The 17,671-nt window shown below is 73.9% G+C and carries 13 protein-coding genes; 8 read left to right on the top strand and 5 right to left on the bottom strand.

Annotation, left to right across the window (positions count from 1 at the left end; translation table 11 throughout):
* Positions 1-110 precede the first annotated feature (110 nt).
* Positions 111-872 carry a hypothetical protein gene (locus tag OG335_RS27415; RefSeq protein WP_405013792.1) on the top strand — a complete coding sequence of 254 codons (762 nt, stop codon included), beginning with the start codon at positions 111-113 and terminating at the stop codon, positions 870-872.
* Positions 873-981: 109 nt separating this feature from the next.
* Here OG335_RS27415 and OG335_RS27410 read toward each other — a convergent pair whose 3' ends face one another.
* Together OG335_RS27410 and OG335_RS27405 are read right to left on the bottom strand one after the other, a co-directional pair.
* Complete coding sequence (locus OG335_RS27410) at positions 982-2,010, bottom strand: aspartate-semialdehyde dehydrogenase (protein ID WP_405013791.1); 1,029 nt, start codon at positions 2,008-2,010, stop codon at positions 982-984.
* Between the two features lie 236 nt (positions 2,011-2,246).
* Complete coding sequence (locus tag OG335_RS27405) at positions 2,247-3,221, bottom strand: dihydrodipicolinate synthase family protein (protein WP_405013790.1); 975 nt, start codon at positions 3,219-3,221, stop codon at positions 2,247-2,249.
* Positions 3,222-3,250: 29 nt separating this feature from the next.
* Here OG335_RS27405 and OG335_RS27400 point away from each other — a divergent pair, with 29 nt between their 5' ends.
* The 3 genes from OG335_RS27400 (at position 3,251) to OG335_RS27390 (ending at position 5,472) form a co-directional block, all read left to right on the top strand.
* Complete coding sequence (locus OG335_RS27400) at positions 3,251-4,150, top strand: LysR substrate-binding domain-containing protein (RefSeq protein WP_405013789.1); 900 nt, start codon at positions 3,251-3,253, stop codon at positions 4,148-4,150.
* A 94-nt stretch (positions 4,151-4,244) separates the two neighbouring features.
* Positions 4,245-4,691, top strand: coding sequence for a type II toxin-antitoxin system PemK/MazF family toxin (locus OG335_RS27395; protein WP_405013788.1), 447 nt, complete (start codon positions 4,245-4,247; stop codon positions 4,689-4,691).
* Positions 4,692-4,806: 115 nt separating this feature from the next.
* Positions 4,807-5,472, top strand: a complete 666-nt coding sequence (locus tag OG335_RS27390) for an RDD family protein (RefSeq protein WP_405013787.1) — start codon at positions 4,807-4,809, stop codon at positions 5,470-5,472.
* Positions 5,473-5,532: 60 nt separating this feature from the next.
* Here the strand turns inward: OG335_RS27390 and dnaE are convergent, their stop codons facing one another.
* Positions 5,533-9,066, bottom strand: a complete 3,534-nt coding sequence (dnaE, locus tag OG335_RS27385) for a DNA polymerase III subunit alpha (protein WP_405013786.1) — start codon at positions 9,064-9,066, stop codon at positions 5,533-5,535.
* A 262-nt stretch (positions 9,067-9,328) separates the two neighbouring features.
* Here dnaE and OG335_RS27380 point away from each other — a divergent pair, with 262 nt between their 5' ends.
* From OG335_RS27380 to OG335_RS27370, 3 genes are all read left to right on the top strand, one after another.
* The gene (locus tag OG335_RS27380) at positions 9,329-10,255 is read left to right on the top strand and encodes a hypothetical protein (RefSeq protein WP_405013785.1); all 927 of its coding nucleotides are present in this window, start codon (positions 9,329-9,331) and stop codon (positions 10,253-10,255) included.
* Between the two features lie 118 nt (positions 10,256-10,373).
* A complete protein-coding gene (locus OG335_RS27375) occupies positions 10,374-10,916 on the top strand; it encodes a hypothetical protein (RefSeq protein ID WP_405013784.1) in 543 nt (180 codons plus the stop codon).
* 105 nt (positions 10,917-11,021) lie between these two features.
* Positions 11,022-12,359: a DUF2252 domain-containing protein gene (locus OG335_RS27370; RefSeq protein WP_405013783.1), complete on the top strand. Its 1,338-nt coding sequence runs from the start codon at positions 11,022-11,024 to the stop codon at positions 12,357-12,359.
* Between the two features lie 128 nt (positions 12,360-12,487).
* Here the strand turns inward: OG335_RS27370 and OG335_RS27365 are convergent, their stop codons facing one another.
* On the bottom strand, positions 12,488-13,081 hold the full coding sequence (locus OG335_RS27365) for a dienelactone hydrolase family protein (RefSeq protein WP_405013782.1): 594 nt from the start codon (positions 13,079-13,081) through the stop codon (positions 12,488-12,490).
* A gap of 165 nt (positions 13,082-13,246) precedes the next feature.
* Between OG335_RS27365 and OG335_RS27360 the strand changes: the two genes are divergently transcribed.
* Entirely contained in the window at positions 13,247-14,926 is a 1,680-nt protein-coding gene (locus OG335_RS27360) for an alkaline phosphatase D family protein (protein WP_405013781.1), read from the top strand.
* Between the two features lie 62 nt (positions 14,927-14,988).
* Here OG335_RS27360 and OG335_RS27355 read toward each other — a convergent pair whose 3' ends face one another.
* The gene (locus OG335_RS27355; protein WP_405013780.1) at positions 14,989-17,655 is read right to left on the bottom strand and encodes an MXAN_6230/SCO0854 family RING domain-containing protein; all 2,667 of its coding nucleotides are present in this window, start codon (positions 17,653-17,655) and stop codon (positions 14,989-14,991) included.
* Positions 17,656-17,671 lie beyond the last annotated feature (16 nt).

The raw sequence follows: 17,671 nt of genomic DNA, 5'->3' as shown, positions 1-17,671 counted from the left end.
CACGGAGTGAGGAATTGGGCAGTCCTTACCCTCGGATCGGCCGCCGAACCGCTGCGGGCGCACCCCCACGTGCCGGAGCACCCCCGGACGGCGGCGATACTGGTCGGATCATGCGGAAGACATCCTGGGCGCTGTGCGCGGCGGCGGCGGGCTCGGCGGTGGCCGTGCTCGCGGTGCCGACCGTCACCACCGACCGTTCGCACGGCGACACCGCCGTGACGTCGATCACGGTCAACGACGGCAAGCCGGTCCTGCTGGGGCCCGCCAAGGCGGCGGCGTTCCCCCTGGTGGTCCGGGCGCGCGACGGCTCGGGGATCCGCGCGGTCGACCCGGTGGGCGTCTGGGGGCCCAACTACGGGGTGCTGAAGGTCGGTGCGATGCGCTGCACGGCCGGGCCGGGCACCGAGTCGGTGTGCCGGGGCACGGTGACGGTCGACCCGGTGAAGAAGGAGATCTTCAACGACGAGGCCGGCACGTGGTTCGTCGACCTCCAGGTGACGGCGAACGACGGCGACCGCTTCGTCGGCAAGGCGACGGGCGGGTTCTCCCTGAAGCGCGCGGCGAAGCTCTCCGGGTCGGGGGTGCCGGCGACGGCGACGGCCGGACAGCGGATCGCCGTGCAGGGCTGGCTGGCGCGGTCGTTCTGGACGGACAACAGGTTCCACGGTTACAAGGACGGCGTGGCGTACCTGCAGTTCCGTGCCGAGGGCTCGCACCGCTGGACGACCGTCGCCCGGGCGGTCTCCGCCGCCTCCGGCACGGTGAAGGCGAGTGTGAAGGTGACCGGCCCCGGTGACTTCCAGTGGTACGCGCCCGGCGACAAGTGGACGGGCGACGCGGTCTCCCGGGAGATGCCGGTCCGCACCCGCTGAGCGGCGCGGGGCCTGCCCGTCGCGGGTGCCGCCGTGCAGGTGTCGCCGCGCGGGCCGGCCCCGCCCCCGTGGCTCACGGGGGCGGGGCCGGCCGCCGCGGCGGGGCGGGTCAGCCGCGGAGTTCGGCGGCGACCAGCTCGGCGATCTGCACGGCGTTGAGCGCCGCGCCCTTGCGCAGGTTGTCGTTGGAGAGGAACAGCGACAGGCCGTTGTCGACGGTCTCGTCGACGCGGATCCGGCCCACGTACGTCGGGTCCTGGCCGGCCGCCTGCAGCGGGGTCGGGATGTCCGTCAGCTCGACGCCCGGCGCGCCGGCCAGCAGCTCCACCGCGCGCTCCGGGGCGACCGGGCGGGCGAAGCGGGCGTTGACCTGCAGCGAGTGGCCGGTGAAGACCGGCACGCGCACGCAGGTGCCGGAGACCTTGAGCTCGGGGATCTCCAGGATCTTGCGGCTCTCGTGGCGGAGCTTCTGCTCCTCGTCGGTCTCGTTGGAGCCGTCGTCGACGACCGACCCGGCCAGCGGGATGACGTTGAAGGCGATCGGGCGCTTGTAGACGCCCGGCTCCGGGTACGCGACGGCGGAGCCGTCGTGGACGAGCGCGGTGGCGTTCTCGACGACCTTGCCGGCCTGCTCGTGCAGCTCGGCCACGCCGGCCAGGCCGCTGCCCGACACCGCCTGGTAGGTGGAGACCACCAGGGAGACCAGGCCGGCCTCCTCGTGCAGCGGGCGCAGCACCGGCATGGCCGCCATGGTGGTGCAGTTCGGGTTGGCGATGATGCCGAGCGGGCGGTCCGCGATCGCGTGCGGGTTGACCTCGGCGACGACGAGCGGCACCTGCGGGTCGCGGCGCCAGGCCGAGGAGTTGTCGACGACGACGGCGCCCGCGGCGGCGACCTTGGGGGCGAGCGCCTTGGAGGTGGAGCCGCCGGCGGAGAAGATCACGATGTCCAGGCCGCTGTAGTCCGCCGTGGCCGCGTCCTCGACGGTGACCTCGGTGTCCTGCCACGGCAGCGTGCGTCCGGCGGAACGCGCCGACGCGAACAGCCGCAGCTGCTCGACCGGGAAGTCCCGTTCCGCCAGGATCTCGCGGACGACGCCGCCCACCTGGCCGGTGGCCCCAACGATGCCGATCCTCATTGCGTTTCCTCCAGTGTCGTGCTCGATCGGGTTGTGCTTGATCGCCGTCCGCACCCTGCCATCATGCCCTGTCGCGGGCGGGGGCCGCCGTGGTGTCCCACGGTGTGGGCCGCCGGCCGCGGGGCCGTGCGGGCCCGTACCGAAACGGCCTGCGGGCGGAGTCCGCGGGCCCCGGAAGAACTGCGGGGCGGGTCGGCGCGGACGGGGATTCGTCCGAATACGATTCGTACGGGAACTCAGTCCTCGTCGAGGGCGGCGAGGCGCTCCAGGGCGGCGGCCACCGCGGGGGCGGTCGCGGGCAGCAGCGGCAGCCGCACGTCCGGCGTCGGGATGCGGCCCCGGGCGTGCAGCACGCCCTTGACGACCGCCGGGTTCGGCTCGGCGAAGGCCGCGCGGGCGAGCGCCGCGAGCCGGTGGCCGAGTTCGCGGGCCCGGTCGGTGTCGCCCTTGCGCCAGGCGTCCGCAAGTTCGGCGTGGCGGGCGGTCGCCAGGTGCGCGGAGGCCGTGATGCCGCCCGCCGCACCGAGCGCGAGCATCGGCGACAGGTAGGTGTCGTCGCCCGCCGTCACGCCGTCGTGTCCGGCGCCGAGGAGTTCCACGGCGGCCTCGTCGAGGCTGCCCGTCGCGTACTTCAGCCCGGCCACGCCGGGCAGCCGCAGGAGTTCGCCGAGCACGTCGGCGCCGAGCGGCTGCCCGGTGCGGTGGGGCACGTGGTAGACGACCAGCGGCACGGGGCTGTGCGCGGCGAGGTGCCGGAAGTGCGCCAGCACCCCGGGCCCGCCCGCGCGGACGAAGGCCGGCACGGTCACCAGCGCGGCGTCCGCGACGCCGTCCAGGGCGGCGAGCGCCCCGACGCTGCGGCGGGTGTCGCCGCTGCCCGCACCGACGGTCAGGTGGGCGCCGTGCGCGCGGGCGACGCGGGCCAGCACCTCGACGACGGTCTGCCGCTCCTCCTCGTCGAGGGTGGCCGGCTCGCCGGTGGTGCCGAGGGCGACGAGACCGGTCGCGCCCTGCGCGAGCACGTCGCGGGCCAGGCCCTCCAGGGCGTCGACCGCCACGGAGCCGTCCGCGGCGAAGGGTGTGACCAGCGGGACGTGAATGCCGTGCAGGGCCGGCGGTGCCAGCGGTGCGCGGGGTTCCGGTGCTTCAAGCGGTTCCAGCGGTTCCATGCCGACGAGCCTGCCGCCCGGCATCGTGCAGGTCCAGTTCACGTTTCCGAGGCTTCTCGTAAGCTGAGCCGATGCTCGATGTCCGCCGCCTGCGCCTGCTGCGCGAACTCGCCCACCACGGCACGATCGCCGCGGTCGCCGAGGCGCTCGCCTTCAGTCCGTCCGCCGTCTCCCAGCAGCTCTCCGTGCTGGAACGGGAGGCCGGCGTGCCCCTGCTGGAACGCACCGGCCGCCGGGTGGCGCTCACCCCCGCCGGCCGGAACCTCGTCCGGCACGCCGAAGCCGTCCTCGAACTCCTGGAACAGGCCGGCGCCGAACTCGCCCACGCCCGCCGCGGCCTGGCCGGCCCGCTGCGGATCGGCACCTACCCGTCCGCGGCGCGCGCCGTCATGCCCGCCGCCCTCGCCGAGCTCACCGCCCGCCACCCCGGGCTGGAGCCGATGGTCACCGAGGTCGACCCGGCCGCCGTCGCCGCCGCGCTGCGCGCCGGAGAGCTCGACGTCGCGCTCGTGCACGAGTACGACCTCGTGCCGGCCGAGCCCGAACCCGGACTCGCCCTGACCCAGCCGGTCTTCACCGAACCGATGTACCTCGCCGCGGCCGCCCCGGGCACGGTCGCCGGGCACCGCGACTCCCCGTGGATCATGTCCCCGCCGGGGACGCTCTGCCACGCGATGGCCCTGCGGGCCTGCCAGCAGGCCGGGTTCACACCACGTGTACGGCACCACATCGACGACTTCGCCACCGTGCTCGCCCTGGTGGCCGTCGGGCAGGGCGTCGCCCTCGTCCCGCACCTGGGCACCGCCGGCGGCACGCCCGCCGGCGTCGCCCTGACCCGGCTGCCGATGTACCGGCGCACCCGCACCGCCTTCCGCGCGGGCGGGGCGGGCCACCCGGCCGTCGGCGCCTTCACGGCCGCGCTGCACACGGCCGTCCCGCCGGCCCTGGGCGGAACCCCGCCGGTGAACTGACGCCGGGCGGGCCGCCGTCGGGCCGGCCGGCGGAGGTCGACGGGGGGTGCGGGCCACCGGATGCCGGCCGGGCCGCACCCGCTACCCTTCGCGCATGGCTGAGCTGATCAACGAGGACGTCCCCGGCCGTCACGGCCCCGACGCGACCGTCGAGGTGGAGGCGTACGAGGTGGGCGCCGTCCGCACCGAGTACTCCCCGAAGCACGACGGCGACCCCGACCCGGGCGAGATCGTCTGGACGTGGGTGCCGTACGAGGAGCGGGACGGGCGCGGCAAGGACCGGCCGGTGCTGGTCGTGGCCCGGGAGGACGGCGGCAGCCTGCTGGCCGTCATGCTCTCCAGCAAGGGGCACACCGGTGACCGCGACTGGGTGCCGATCGGCGCCGGGCCGTGGGACAAGTCCGGGCGCGACTCGTGGGTCGCCCTCGACCGGGTGATGCGGGTGTGGGACGGCGGGATGCGCCGCGAGGCCTGCGCGCTGGACCGGGCCCGCTTCAACACCGTGGTCGACAGCCTGCGCCGCCGTTACCGCTGGCGTTGACGGGCGTTCACCCGGGGTTGCCCGGAGGGGCTGTCGCCGCGGGGTGCGCAGCCGGTAGAACTGGCGTGCGCAGCGACCGCGTTCGGCGGTCCTGCACGAGACGAGCCGGGAGAGCATGAGCACCGACGATCCCACGGGGCACGGTCGTCCGACCGACCCGGGGCAGAACCCGTACGGCAGTACCGCGAAGGAGAACCCCTACGGCGAGCCCGGCGGGCCGGCGCCGTCCGGGCAGGCACCGCCCGGCGGCGTCCCGCACGCCCGGCAGCCTTTCGAGGGCACCCCGCAAGGCGACGGGCGGTACGGGTCGCCGCTGCCGCGGTGGCTCACGCCGCGCGGGTACGGCGGGCCGGTGCCGCCCGGGTCGCGGACGTTGGCGTCGTTCGGCGAGCGCTTCCTCGCCCGGCTGGTCGACTTCGCGGTGCTGCTCGTCCCGTCGGTGGTGCTGTTCGTGCTGTTCGGCGGTCGGACACCGGGCCTGGCCTCCCTCGCGATGGCCGTGGTGACGCTGGGCTACGAGATCGGCATGATGCTGGCGGCGGGTCAGCAGACCGTCGGCAAGAAGGTCATGCGGCTGCGGGTGGTGGAGGCCGACGACGGCGGCCGCCCGGCGGACGGCCGGCTGTGGGCCCGCTCGGCGGTCTACGCGGTGCCGCAGTCCCTGTCGACGGTGGGCGCGTTCTTCTCGCTGCTCGACGACCTGTGGCAGCTGTGGGACAAGCCGCTGCAGCAGTGCATCCACGACAAGGCGGGCCGGACCCTGGTGGTCAAGGAGCACTGAGCCCGCTCGCGACGGAGGGCCCCGCCGGATGCCCGGCGGGGCCCTCCTCCGTCGCGCGGGTCAGACGGCGAGGCAGCTCGGGCCGAGGAGCTGCTTGAGGTCGCCGAAGAGGGCCGGGTCGGACTTCACCCGGTGCCGGTCGAGGCGCAGCACGGTGGTCTTGTTGCGGCCCTCCAGGCGCAGCCGTACCTCGGTGGTGCCCCTGTGGTGGGTGAGCACCTCGCCGAGGCGGGAGACCAGCGGCGGGGTGATGCGCCCGCTGGGGATGTTGATGACGATCGGCGCGTCGGCGTGGGCGTTGGAGAGGTCCGGGACGGAGAGTTCCATGCCCATGAGCCGGGGCACGTCCTCCCGCTTGTCGAGCTTGCCGCGGACGAACACGACGGCGTCCTCGACGAGTTGGGAGGAGACGAGCTGGTAGCTGGCGGGGAAGAACATGCAGTCGATGGAGCCGGCGAGGTCTTCGACGGTGGCGATGGCCCAGGCGTTGCCCTGCTTGGTCATCTTGCGCTGCAGGCCCGAGATGATGCCGCCGATGGTGACGATGGCGCCGTCGGGGCGTTCGGCGAGGTCGGCGACGGCGCAGTCGGCCTTGTCGGAGAGCACGTGCTCGATGCCGTGCAGGGGGTGCGAGGAGACGTAGAGGCCGAGCATCTCGCGTTCCTGGGTGAGCAGGAACGACTTCTCCCACTCCTCCTCGGAGAAGACGACGTCGAGGCCGAAGCCGGGCTCGTCGCTGACGGTGTCGCCGCCGAAGAGGTCGAACTGCCCCTCGGCCTCCTTGCGCTTGACGCCGACGACGTTGTCGATCATCGGCTCGAACTGCGCGGTCAGGCCCTTGCGGGTGTGGCCGAGGGAGTCGAACGCGCCTGCCTTGATGAGGGATTCGACGGTGCGCTTGTTGCAGACCACCGACTCGACCTTGTCGAGGAAGTCGGGGAAGGAGGAGAACTTCCCCTTGGACTTGCGGGTGCGGATCATCGACTCGACGACCGGCCCGCCGACGTTGCGGATGGCGGTGAGGCCGAAGCGCACGGTGTCGTCGCCGTGCGGTGTGAAGTCGCCGTCCGACTCGTTGACGTCCGGCGGCAGGACGTTGATGCCCATCTTCCGGGCCTCGTTGAGGTAGATCGCGGACTTGTCCTTGTCGTCCTTGACCGAGGTGAGCAGGCCGGACATGTACTCGGCCGGGAAGTTGGCCTTGAGGTAGGCCGTCCAGTACGAGACGAGGCCGTAGCCGGCGGTGTGCGCCTTGTTGAAGGCGTAGCCGGAGAAGGGGACGAGGACGTCCCAGACGGCCTGGATCGCGGCGTCGGAGTAGCCGTGCTCGCGGCAGCCCCGCTGGAAGGGGACGAACTCCGCCTCCAGGATCTCCTTCTTCTTCTTGCCCATGGCGCGGCGCAGCAGGTCGGCCTGGCCGAGGGAGTAGCCGGCGAGGATCTGCGCGGCCTTCTGCACCTGCTCCTGGTAGACGATCAGGCCGTAGGTCGGCTTGAGGATCTCCTCCAGGGGCTTCTCCAGCTCCGGGTGGATCGGGGTGATGTCCTGCTGGCCGTTCTTGCGGAGCGCGTAGTTGGTGTGCGAGTTGACGCCCATCGGGCCCGGCCGGTAGAGCGCCAGGACGGCGGAGATGTCCTCGAAGTTGTCGGGCTTCATCAGGCGCAGCAGCGAGCGCATGGGGCCGCCGTCGAGCTGGAAGACGCCGAGGGTGTCGCCGCGCGCGAGGAGTTCGTAGGTCGGCTTGTCGTCGAGGGGCAGATCGAGGAGTTCGATCTTGATGCCCTTGTTCTTCTCGATCGCCTTGACGGCGTCGTCCATGATCGTCAGGTTGCGCAGGCCGAGGAAGTCCATCTTGAGAAGGCCGAGGCCCTCGCAGGTGGGGTAGTCGAACTGCGTGATGGTGACGCCGTCGGAGTGCCGGGTCCAGACCGGGATGTGGTCGGTGAGCGGCTCGGCGGACATGATGACGCCGGCGGCGTGCACGCCGGGCTGGCGGATCAGGCCCTCGATGCCGCGCGCGGTGTCGATGACCTTGCGGATGTCCGGGTCGGTCTCGTAGAGGCCGCGGATCTCGCCGGCCTCGCCGTAGCGGGGGTGCGCGGTGTCCGTGATGCCGGAGAGCGGGATGCCCTTGCCCATGACGTCCGGCGGCATCGCCTTGGTGATGCGGTCGCCCATCGCGTACGGGTAGCCGAGGACCCGCGAGGAGTCCTTGATGGCGGCCTTCGCCTTGATGGTGCCGTACGTGACGATCATGGCGACCTTGTCGGAGCCCCACTTCTCCGTCACGTAGCGGATCACGTCGCCGCGCCGGCGCTCGTCGAAGTCGATGTCGACGTCGGGCATGGAGATGCGCTCGGGGTTGAGGAAGCGCTCGAAGATCAGGCCGTGCGGGATGGGGTCGAGGTCGGTGATGCCCATGGCGTACGCGACGAGCGAGCCGGCCGCGGAGCCTCGGCCGGGGCCGACCGCGATGCCCTGCTCCTTGGCCCACATGATGAAGTCGGCGACGACGAGGAAGTACGCCGGGAACCCCATCTGGATGATGGTGTCCATCTCGTACTCGGCGAGCTTCTTGTGCTCCTCGTCGTAGCCGCCGGGGAAGCGCCAGTCCATGCCCTCCCAGACCTTGGACCGGAAGAAGTCCGACTCGGACTCGAAGCCCTCCGGGATGGGGAACCGCGGCATGAGGTTCTTGAACTCGAACATGCCGGCGGTGTCGACGCGGGAGGCGACGAGGAGCTGGCTGTTGCGGCAGCCCTCCTGCCAGGCGTCGGAGGTGTCGAGGCCGTACATCTCGGCGGCCGACTTGATGTAGTAGCCGGTGCCGTCGAAGCGGAAGCGGTCCGGGTCGGAGAGGTTCTTGCCGGTCTGCACGCAGAGCAGGAGGTCGTGCGCGCCGGCGTCGGACTCGGTGGTGTAGTGCGAGTCGTTGGTGACCACCGGCGGGATGTTCAGCTTCTTGCTGATCTCCAGGAGGCCGTCGCGGACCCGCTTCTCGATGTCGAGGCCGTGGTCCATCAGCTCCAGGAAGTAGTTCTCGGCGCCGAAGATGTCGCGGTAGTCGGAGGCCGACCTGACCGCCTCGTCGAACTGGCCGAGCCGCAGGCGGGTCTGCACCTCGCCGGAGGGGCAGCCGGTGGTGGCCATCAGGCCGGCCGCGTGCTCGGCGATGATCTCCTTGTCCATCCGGGGCCACTTCACGAGCCAGCCCTCGGCGTAGGAGCGCGAGGTCAGCTTGAAGAGGTTGTGCAGGCCCTCCCTGTTGCGGGCCCAGATGGTCTTGTGGGTGTAGGCGCCGGACGCCGAGACGTCGTCCTTCTTCTGGTGTGGCTGGCCCCACAGGATGCGCTTGGTGTTGGAGCGCGCCTCCGGCGCGACGTACGCCTCGATGCCGATCACCGGGGTGATGCCGGCGGCGGTCGCCTGCTTGTGGAACTCCGCGGCGCCGTACATGTTGCCGTGGTCGGTCATCGCCACATGGGTCTGCCCGAGCCGCTCGACCTCCTTGAAGAGCTGCTTCAGCCGGGCGGCGCCGTCCAGCATCGAGTACTCGGTGTGAACGTGCAGGTGCGCGTACGGCTGGTCGCTCAAGGCGGGGCCTCCGGTGTCTCGGTACGGACGGGCGAAGCGGTCCGAAACACGTAAGGCCCGAGCCACCTCCAGGGCCCGGACCACGGCTTCCGCGTTCGCGGGGTCGAGTCTAGTCCCCCGCCGCAGCCGCCACCCCACACGCCGGGAGTGTCCCCGTGTCCCTCACATCCGCACGCCGGGTCACGGTACGGCACACGTGTTCCGCCCGGGGCTCCCGCGGCGCTAGCCTCGGGCACGAACGGCTACGGACCAGGGGGCGGCCATGACGCAGGGGCAGAACGAGCCGTACGGGGCGGGCAACCCGTACGCGGACCGGACACCGCAGGCCGGCCCGTACCCGCCGCCGGGCCCGCCCGCGGCGTGGCCCCCGCAGGGCGTCCCGCCGCAGCCGGGCCCGTGGACCCCGCACCCGGCGGCCGCCCCGGCCACGCCGTGGGGGGCGTACGCGCCGCCCGCGCCGCGCCCGGCCCGCCCGGCCGGGACCGGCGGATCGGGCGGGACGGCGGTGATCGGCGTGCTGCTGCTCGTCCTGCTCGTGGCCGAGCTCTGCGTGCTCGGCTACGACCTCGCCGAGGCGGGCGCCGGCTACCTGTCGGTGACGGTCGGCTACTCGTACGCGGAGTACGTCGGGGCGCCCGTCGGGTTCTTCCCGTACGACACCGCGCTCTGCGCCGCCCTGGTGGTGCTCGCCGTGGCCGCGTTCACCCGGCGCTCCTGGGTGCGGCCGGCCGCCACCGCGCTGCTCGCCGTGAACGCCTTCTCGGCCGCGTCCGGGCTGTTCAACCAGCTGGTGCACGGCAGCTCCCGCGCGCACTTCGCGGACCCGACGAGCAACCTGTGGCTCAACCTGACGGCCGTGCTGGCCGTCGTGATCGGCATCGCGGTCGGCGTGGTCGTGGCGGCGACCCGGACGGCCGGCACCGCGCCGGGCGGGCCGGGCCTGCCCGCTGCCGCCTTCCCGCAGGCCCCGACCCCGTACGCACCGGCGCCACAGGCCCAGGCGCCGTACGCACCCGCACCGCAGGCACCGGCCCCGCAGGCCGCAGCGCCGTACACGCCCGCACCGCCCGCACCTGCGCCGTACCCCGCGCCGGGCGTGCCCGGCGGACCGCCGCCGAAGCCGCAGGGCGCCCCGGCGGGCCCGGCCGACGCGGCTCCGCAGGGCCCGCCCGCACCGCCGGTCGGCTGACGGTCGGGGCGGCCGGTCGGCCGACGGCCCGGGCGCCCGGGGGACACGCCCGCGCAGACGACCACGCGTTCACCCGGGGCCGCTACGGTCGGCCCGACGACGTCGACAAGGGGGGCCCATGGCATACGACCAGACGGCACGGCAGGCGTACGGAGCGGCGGGGCACGGCGGGGGGCTCGTCGCGATCGGGGTGCTGATGCTCGTCCAGCTGGCCCTCGACCTCACGCTGCTGGTCTCCGACCTCGCCACCGGCCGCTACGACGCGGTGTTCCGCCTCGCGCACCGGAACGCCGACCTCGACCTCCTGGCCATGGCGGGCTTCTTCACGCCGGTCGCGGTGGTGTGCGCCGCGCTCCTCACCCTCGCGGCGGCCGCGTTCAACGGCGCCCGCTGGGTGCGGCCGGCCGCCGTGGCACTGCTGCCGGTGATCGCCTGCTCCGGCGCGGGCACCCAGCTGTTCACCGCCCTCTCGACCGGCACGGACATCCTCTCCCTGCCGCTCCGCGACCTGGTCGCCGTGCTGGAGCCGGCCGTCGCCGTCGTCCTCGCGGGGGCGGTGGTGGCGGTGGTCGCCGCGACGCGCAGACCCGTGTCACCCGCGCACTCCCCGCTGCCCGCGCCCGGCGGTTCGCCCGCGGACGGGCCGTACCGGGCGCCGTGACGGTCGGCCGTCCGCCGGAGCGGCCCGCCCCGACGGGACGGGGACGGGCCCGCCCGGGGATGATTCGGTGCGAGACCGCCCGCACCACCGAAGGACTGACGCACCATGGCCGACCAGCCCACACTCGCCGACCGGGAGCCCGAGCGCTCCGAGACCGTCCTGCGGGTGTTCGACTCCGCGTTCGGCGAGCTGCTGGCCCAGGACCCGGGCGCGTTCCGGGTGAAGTTCCGGAAGATGGCCGCCTCCGCGTTCGCCTTCTACCGGGGCACCGCCGCGCTCTTCTACGCCGATGTCACCGAGGGGCCGTTCGCCGGGCACGGCTCGCCGTTCCTCGACGACCGGACGGGCCGGGTGTGGATCCACGGCGACCTGCACGCGGAGAACTTCGGCAGCTACCTCAACGCCGAGGGCCGGCTGGTCTTCAACGTCAACGACTTCGACGAGGCGTACGTCGGCGCCTTCACCTGGGACGTCCAGCGGCTCGCGGCGAGCCTCGCCCTCATCGGCTACGCGAAGGCGCTGTCCGACGACACGATCACCGGCCTGGTGCGCGCCTTCGCCGCCGCCTACCGCGGCCGGATCTCCGACCTCGTCGCGCGCGGCGACTCCTCGCAGTACACCCTGGACACCGCCGACGGACCGATCCTCGACACCCTGCGCCGCGCCCGCCTGCAGACCCGGGTCTCCCTGCTCGACTCGGAGACCGTGATCGACGGCTACGACCGCCGCTTCCGCATCGGCGGCGGCGCCTTCGAGCTCGACGACACCACCCGCGGCGAGGTCCTCGACGCCTTCGGCGCGTACCTGGAGACCCTGCCGCCCGCCTCCCGCACCCGCCCGGACGCGCTGCGCGTGAAGGACGTGGTCGGCCGCCGCGGCATCGGCATCGGCAGCGCCGGCCTGCCCTCGTACAACCTGCTGCTGGAGGGGCACACCGACGCCCTGGAGAACGACGTCATCATCTACATGAAGCAGGGCCAGACCCCGGCGGTCGCCCGGCACGTCACGGACCCGGAGATCCGCGACTACTTCACGCACGAGGGCCACCGCACCGTCATCTCGCAGCGCGCCCTGCAGGCGCACAGCGACCCGTGGCTCGGCTACACCACCCTGCACGGCCGCGGCCAGCTGGTCGCCGAGGTCTCCCCGTACGCCGCCGACCTCGACTGGACGGACCTCATCGAGCCTGACGACCTGCGCACCGTCACCGAGTACCTCGGCCGGGCGACGGCCAGCATGCACGCCGCCGCCGACGAGTCCTCCAGCGGCCACAGCCTGGTGCCGTTCTCCACCGAGCACGCCATCGACGAGGCGATCTCCCGCGACGAGGAGGGCTTCGCCGACATGCTCGTCGCCTTCGCCCACGCGTACGGAGACCGGGCGCGCCGCGACCACCAGGTCTTCGTCGACCTCTTCCGCAACGGCCGCATCCCCGGCCTGTAGGCGCGGCACCGCGGCGGCGGCCGGTCGGGCCGCCGCCGCGCGCCCCGGGCCGTCCGGGCCGCCCGCACCGGGCCGCGCCGGTCGGCCGTCCGGGTCGACGCCGGTCAGCCGGTCAGCCGGTCAGCCAGTCAGCCGTCCAGGTCGGCGAGGAAGGCGAGGGCGGCGGCCCAGGTGCGCCCGGCGGCCTCGGCGTCGTGGTCGGGCAGGTCGGGGTCGGTGTAGAGGTGCCCGGCGCCGTGATAGCGGTGCACCTCGACGTCGGCGCCGGCCTTGGTCATCCGCAGGTACCAGGCGTTCAGCCAGTCCTCGGACTCGAACGGGTCGGGCTCGGCCACGTGCAGCTGCACGGGCACCGCGGTCGAGGCGTCGTCGCGGATGTCGGAGGTGCCGTGCAAAAGCAGCAGGCCGAGGGCGCGGTCGTCGGCGAGGGCGAGGTTCTGCGCGACGGCGCCGCCGAGCGAGAAGCCCGCGTAGACGAGGCCGGGGCCGTCGGGCCCGTCGGCGGCGAGCAGCGGGGCGACGGCGGTGACGCCGCGGCGCAGCAGCTCGTCGTTGGTGAGCTCCTCCTTGTAGGCCATGCCCTCCTCGACGTCGTCGAAGGTGCGGCCGTCGTAGAGGTCGGGGGTGTGGACCTGGTGGCCGGCGGCGCGCAGCCGGTCGGCGGCGGCGTGGACGGCCGGGCGCAGGCCGTAGGCGGAGTGGAAGAGGACGATCTGGGCCACGGGGTTTTCCTTCGCTCGCGTGCGGTGCCACGTCCATGATCCCGCATGCCGGCGGGGGCGCCCGGGCACCGGGGACCCGGCGGGAGGGGACGGCCGGGTGAAGAGCCGACGAACAGTCGTCCCAGAGTATGGACAAATGATTACCCGTCAGTAGCCTTGGCGGATGTGACTGAGCCCACCGACTCCACGACTCCCGCCGCCGCCCACCCGCGCCGCCGCCGGGTGCTGAAGGCCGCCGCCCTCACCGCCGGCGCGGCCGTCCTGCCGATCACCGCAGGATCCGCGACGGCCGCCGGCGCCCCGGCGCCCGCCCTCGCCGCACCGCGGTTCCTGCACGGCGTCGCCTCCGGCGACCCGCTGCCGGACGGCCTGCTGCTCTGGACCCGGGTGACGCCCACCCCGGAGGCCGTCCCCGGCTCCGGCGCCGGGCCCGCCACCGAGGTCCTCTGGCAGGTCGCCACCGACAGGGCGTTCACCGCCGTCCGCGCCAGCGGCACGGTGACCGCCGACGCCGCGACCGACCACACCGTCAAGGTCGACGTCCGCGGCCTGGCCCCCGACACCGCCTACTGGTACCGCTTCACCGCAGGCGGCACCACCTCCCCCGCCGGCCGCACCCGCACCACCCCCGCCGACGACGCCGTCCTCGACCGGCTGCGCCTCGGCGTCGCCTCCTGCGCCAACTGGGAGGCCGGCTACTTCTCCGCGTACCGGCACCTGGCCGCCCGTGGCGACCTCGACGTCTTCCTCTTCCTCGGCGACTACATCTACGAGTACAAGAGCGGCGAGTTCTGCGCGGCGGGCACCGTCGTGCGTCCGCACGAGCCCGCGCACGAGATCACCACCCTCGCCGACTACCGTGCCCGGCACGGCCGGTACAAGACCGACACCGACCTGCAGGCCCTCCACGCGATCGTGCCCACCATCGCCATCTGGGACGACCACGAGTTCGCCAACGACGCCTGGTCGGGCGGCGCCGAGAACCACACCCCCGGCACCGAGGGCGACTGGGCGGCCCGGCAGGCGGCCGCCAAGCAGGCGTACTTCGAGTGGATGCCGGTACGCCCCTCGGTCGCCGGCACCACCTACCGGCGGCTGCGCTACGGCAAGCTCGCCGACCTGCACCTGCTCGACCTCCGGTCGTTCCGCTCCGCGCAGGCGAAGACGGCCGGCGGTGAGGTCGACTCCGCCGACCGCACCCTCACCGGCCGCGCCCAGCTCGACTGGCTGAAGGCCGGCCTGTCGGCCTCCGACACCACCTGGCGGCTCATCGGCAACGAGGTGATGATCTCGCCGGTCGCCTTCCTCTCGCTGCCCGACTACCTGCTGCGCCCGCTCGCCCAGCTGCTCGGCCTGCCCGGCGAGGGCCTCGCCGTCAACCCCGACCAGTGGGACGGCTACACCCACGACCGCCGCGAACTCCTCGGCCACCTGCGGAGCAACGGCATCGGCAACACGGTCTTCCTCACCGGCGACATCCACTCCGCCTGGGCCGCCGACGTGCCGTTCGAGGCCGCCACCTACCCGCTCTCCGGCAGCGCCGCCACCGAGTTCGTCGTCACCTCGGTCAGCTCCGACAACATCGACGACTTCCTCAAGGTCGCACCGCAGACCGTCTCGCTGCTGGCGGCCGGCGCCATCAAGGCCGCCAACCGCCACATCAAGTGGGTCGACCTCGACTCGCACGGCTACGGCGTCCTCGACGTCACCCCGCAGGCCGTGCAGATGGACTACTACGTGCTCTCCGACCGCACCCGCCAGGACGCCACCGCCCGGTGGACCCGCTCCTACCGCACCCGCACCGGCACCCAGCAGGTCGAACGGGTCTCCTCCCCCGTGAAGTGACGCACCCGCCCGTGCGGATGCCCCGCCCGCCGGCCGGCAGGCGGGGCGTCCGCACGGACGGCTCAGGTGCCCGGTCCGAAACGGGCCACCAGGTCGCCCGCGGTGAGGCGGTCGACCTCCTCCGGTGCCGCGTCGAACGGGCCCGGGTGGAGCCGGTACGCGGTGCCGGACATCGTCTCCGGCGCGGGCACGTCGCCGTCGACCAGCGCGACGAACGCCCGCTGCCCGGCGAGCCGTTCGGTGAGCGGCCGTCCCTCCCGCGCGTCGGGGGCGCGCCGGTCCCGCAGCCGGGCGGCGAACTCCGCCACCGACTCGCCGCCGCCCCGGCGCCAGACCTGCACACCGCCGCCGTCCCGCTCCCGGACGAGCACCTCGTCGGAGCCCGCGGCGGCCACCGCCGAGGCGAGGTCCCACAGGGTGGCCCGGCGGCCCTCCGCGAAGTGTGCGAGCACGTCGCGGCAGAGTCCGCCGACCTCGGCGTGGTGCCGGCGCACACTGTGGAAACCGCCGTCCGCACCGGTGTTGAGGTCCGTCCAGACGTACCGCCGGTCGGCCAGGTCGACGATCATCGGGACGCACACCTTGGCGTCGCCCATCAGGTCGAGCCGCTGCCGGACGGCCTTCGGGTCGTAGTGCCCGGCCGCCCGGTCCGCCGCGGCGAGTTGCAGGAAACCGGCGAAGGCGTCCGTCAGCTGCTCGAACGGGACGTCGTTGTAGCTGAACACGATCATGACGGCGTACCGGGCGCCCCCGCCGGTGAGCCGGGGCAGGTCGAGGTCGACGAACTCCGTGGCACCGTCCGGCGGCGGCGCGGAGACGAAGTCCCCCGAGTGCACGGCCGCCCGGTCCCCGTGCACCAGCTCGGTGAAGTCGCACAGGCCGGTGAACCGCCACTCGGCGTCGTACAGCGCCACCGACAGGTCGAGGTCGACCCGCAGGTGCACGGGCTGCATCCAGTGCAGGAAGAGCCGCAGCCGGTCGCCGGAGGGCAGGGCCTGCCGACTGCCGCGCGGCACCGCGACCAGCGTGCGGGAGGCCGCCCGCTCCGCGAACGGCGCCACCAGATCGTCCAGCCCCTCGTCCAGCAGGGCCAGGCCGTACCGCTCGCCGGAGGCCCGGCGCAGCAGCTCCGCCTCGATCAGCGCGCACACCGGACCGCTCGACGCGGCCGGCACGACGGTGCCGTGGTCCTCCCGCGCATACGCCAGCGACACCGCGCCGCGAGGGAAGTACAGCCGCCGCTCGCCCTGCTCCCGCGGGCCGCGCAGCCGCCCGTACGCACCGAGCAGCGGGCCGGGCGCGACCGACCGCAGCGCGCCGGCCAGGGTGCGCAGGACGTCGTCGGGCAGCGGCTCGCCGGGCCGGACGGCGGCGTGCACCCGCAGCACGTGGTGCAGTCGGCGGGTCAGCTCGCCGGGACGTCCGGCGAGCACCTGCAGGGCGCCGGGCACGTCTCCGGCCGCGAGCAGGCCCTCGACCTGCCCGGCGAAGCCGGTGAAGCCCAGCCGGGTACGCCCCCCGGACTCCACCGCCCTCAGCGGCACGGGCGGTTCGGCGAACTCGGCGCCGACCGGGTGATCCCGCAGGTCCGTCCCGCGCAGCAGCGCGAACGCGGCCGCGACGTTCGGGAAGCGCTGCCGGTACTCGTACGGATGGAGGAGTTCGCCGGCCCGCAGCCAGGCCGAGCGGTGCCTCCGCAGGTCCTCGGCGAGCCCGGCGAGGGGCAGGGCGTCGAGCAGGGCGAGCAGGGCGCGGCGGAGCGGCCGCGACAGGTTGCGCAGACGCAGCCGGCGGGCGGTGGCGGGCAGGAGATCGGGCTCCGCACCGGACCGCACCCACAGCAGGCGCAGCACGTCCGTGGCGGTGTCGATGCGCGTGGCGAGCACCGGCAGGGCAGCTTCCGGGTCGCGTCGCAGCAGGGCCGCGAGGACGACCGCCTTGGTCTCGCGCACCGGGATCCGCTCGGGCAGCCGGTCGGCGAGGTCGTCCGGGGCGAGGGCGAGCAGGGCGACCAGGTCGTCGCGGTCCTGCGGGTCGAGCGGGGTGCGGCGGGCGAGCAGTCGGCCGAGCTCCGCCATGGCGACGGTGACGGTGTCGCCCTCGGCGAGGCGCAGCGTCCGCAGGGCCTGGTCGCCGCCGAACTCCTCGGCCGCCTTGCGGCCCTGCGGGTTGTCCTCCCCGAGGTACGGCTCGGGGGCGAGCGGGGAGCCGCACAGCGGGCAGGCGCCGGCCCGCCCCTCGGCCGCGAGGCCGTCGTGGCAGGCCACGCAGAGCAGGTGGGCGCAGGGCGCGAGCGCGCCGATGCCCGCCTCACCGCCGGACCGCCCGCAGTGGGCGCAGGGCTGGCGCGGCTGGTTGAGCAGGAACGCCCGGATCTGCCGCGAGTACAGCAGGTGGGCGTGGTCGGGCACGGCGTCGGGGAAGCGGTGGAACAGCGTGAGATGGCGGCGGTCCGCACCGAGCAGGTGGTCGATGCGGGCGAGCAGCGCCCCACCGGTGCGGGCCAGTGCGGTCGGGGCGAGCCGGCCGAGCGCGGCCCGGAGCCCTACGGTGAGGAGGTACCCGCGTTGCGCGAGGTCGGCGTCCAGGGCGACCAGCCCGTCGGTGCTCCACGGGTCGGCGGCGGGCAGCAGGTCGCCGGGCGGCACGCACACGGCACCGCGGCGGCGGAGGAGGAAGAAGTCGAGGTCGAGATCGGCGTCGGCGTCGGCCGAGGCGACTCGGGGCATACGGAAGTGCCCTCCG

The organism is Kitasatospora sp. NBC_01539 (assembly GCF_045040525.1).
Taxonomy (GTDB): Bacteria; Actinomycetota; Actinomycetes; order Streptomycetales; family Streptomycetaceae; genus Kitasatospora.
Note: the sequence above shows the minus strand (reverse complement) of the source record. Positions and strands in the feature narration are given on the sequence as shown.

What these genes read in the sequence shown, in the direction of transcription:
- OG335_RS27415 (WP_405013792.1), top strand. Translation starts at nt 111, where the DNA reads ATGCGGAAGACATCCTGGGCGCTGTGCGCGGCGGCGGCGGGCTCGGCG.
- OG335_RS27410 (WP_405013791.1), bottom strand. Translation starts at nt 2,010, where the DNA reads ATGAGGATCGGCATCGTTGGGGCCACCGGCCAGGTGGGCGGCGTCGTC.
- OG335_RS27400 (WP_405013789.1), top strand. Translation starts at nt 3,251, where the DNA reads ATGCTCGATGTCCGCCGCCTGCGCCTGCTGCGCGAACTCGCCCACCAC.
- OG335_RS27395 (WP_405013788.1), top strand. Translation starts at nt 4,245, where the DNA reads ATGGCTGAGCTGATCAACGAGGACGTCCCCGGCCGTCACGGCCCCGAC.
- OG335_RS27390 (WP_405013787.1), top strand. Translation starts at nt 4,807, where the DNA reads ATGAGCACCGACGATCCCACGGGGCACGGTCGTCCGACCGACCCGGGG.
- OG335_RS27380 (WP_405013785.1), top strand. Translation starts at nt 9,329, where the DNA reads ATGACGCAGGGGCAGAACGAGCCGTACGGGGCGGGCAACCCGTACGCG.
- OG335_RS27375 (WP_405013784.1), top strand. Translation starts at nt 10,374, where the DNA reads ATGGCATACGACCAGACGGCACGGCAGGCGTACGGAGCGGCGGGGCAC.
- OG335_RS27370 (WP_405013783.1), top strand. Translation starts at nt 11,022, where the DNA reads ATGGCCGACCAGCCCACACTCGCCGACCGGGAGCCCGAGCGCTCCGAG.
- OG335_RS27355 (WP_405013780.1), bottom strand. Translation starts at nt 17,655, where the DNA reads ATGCCCCGAGTCGCCTCGGCCGACGCCGACGCCGATCTCGACCTCGAC.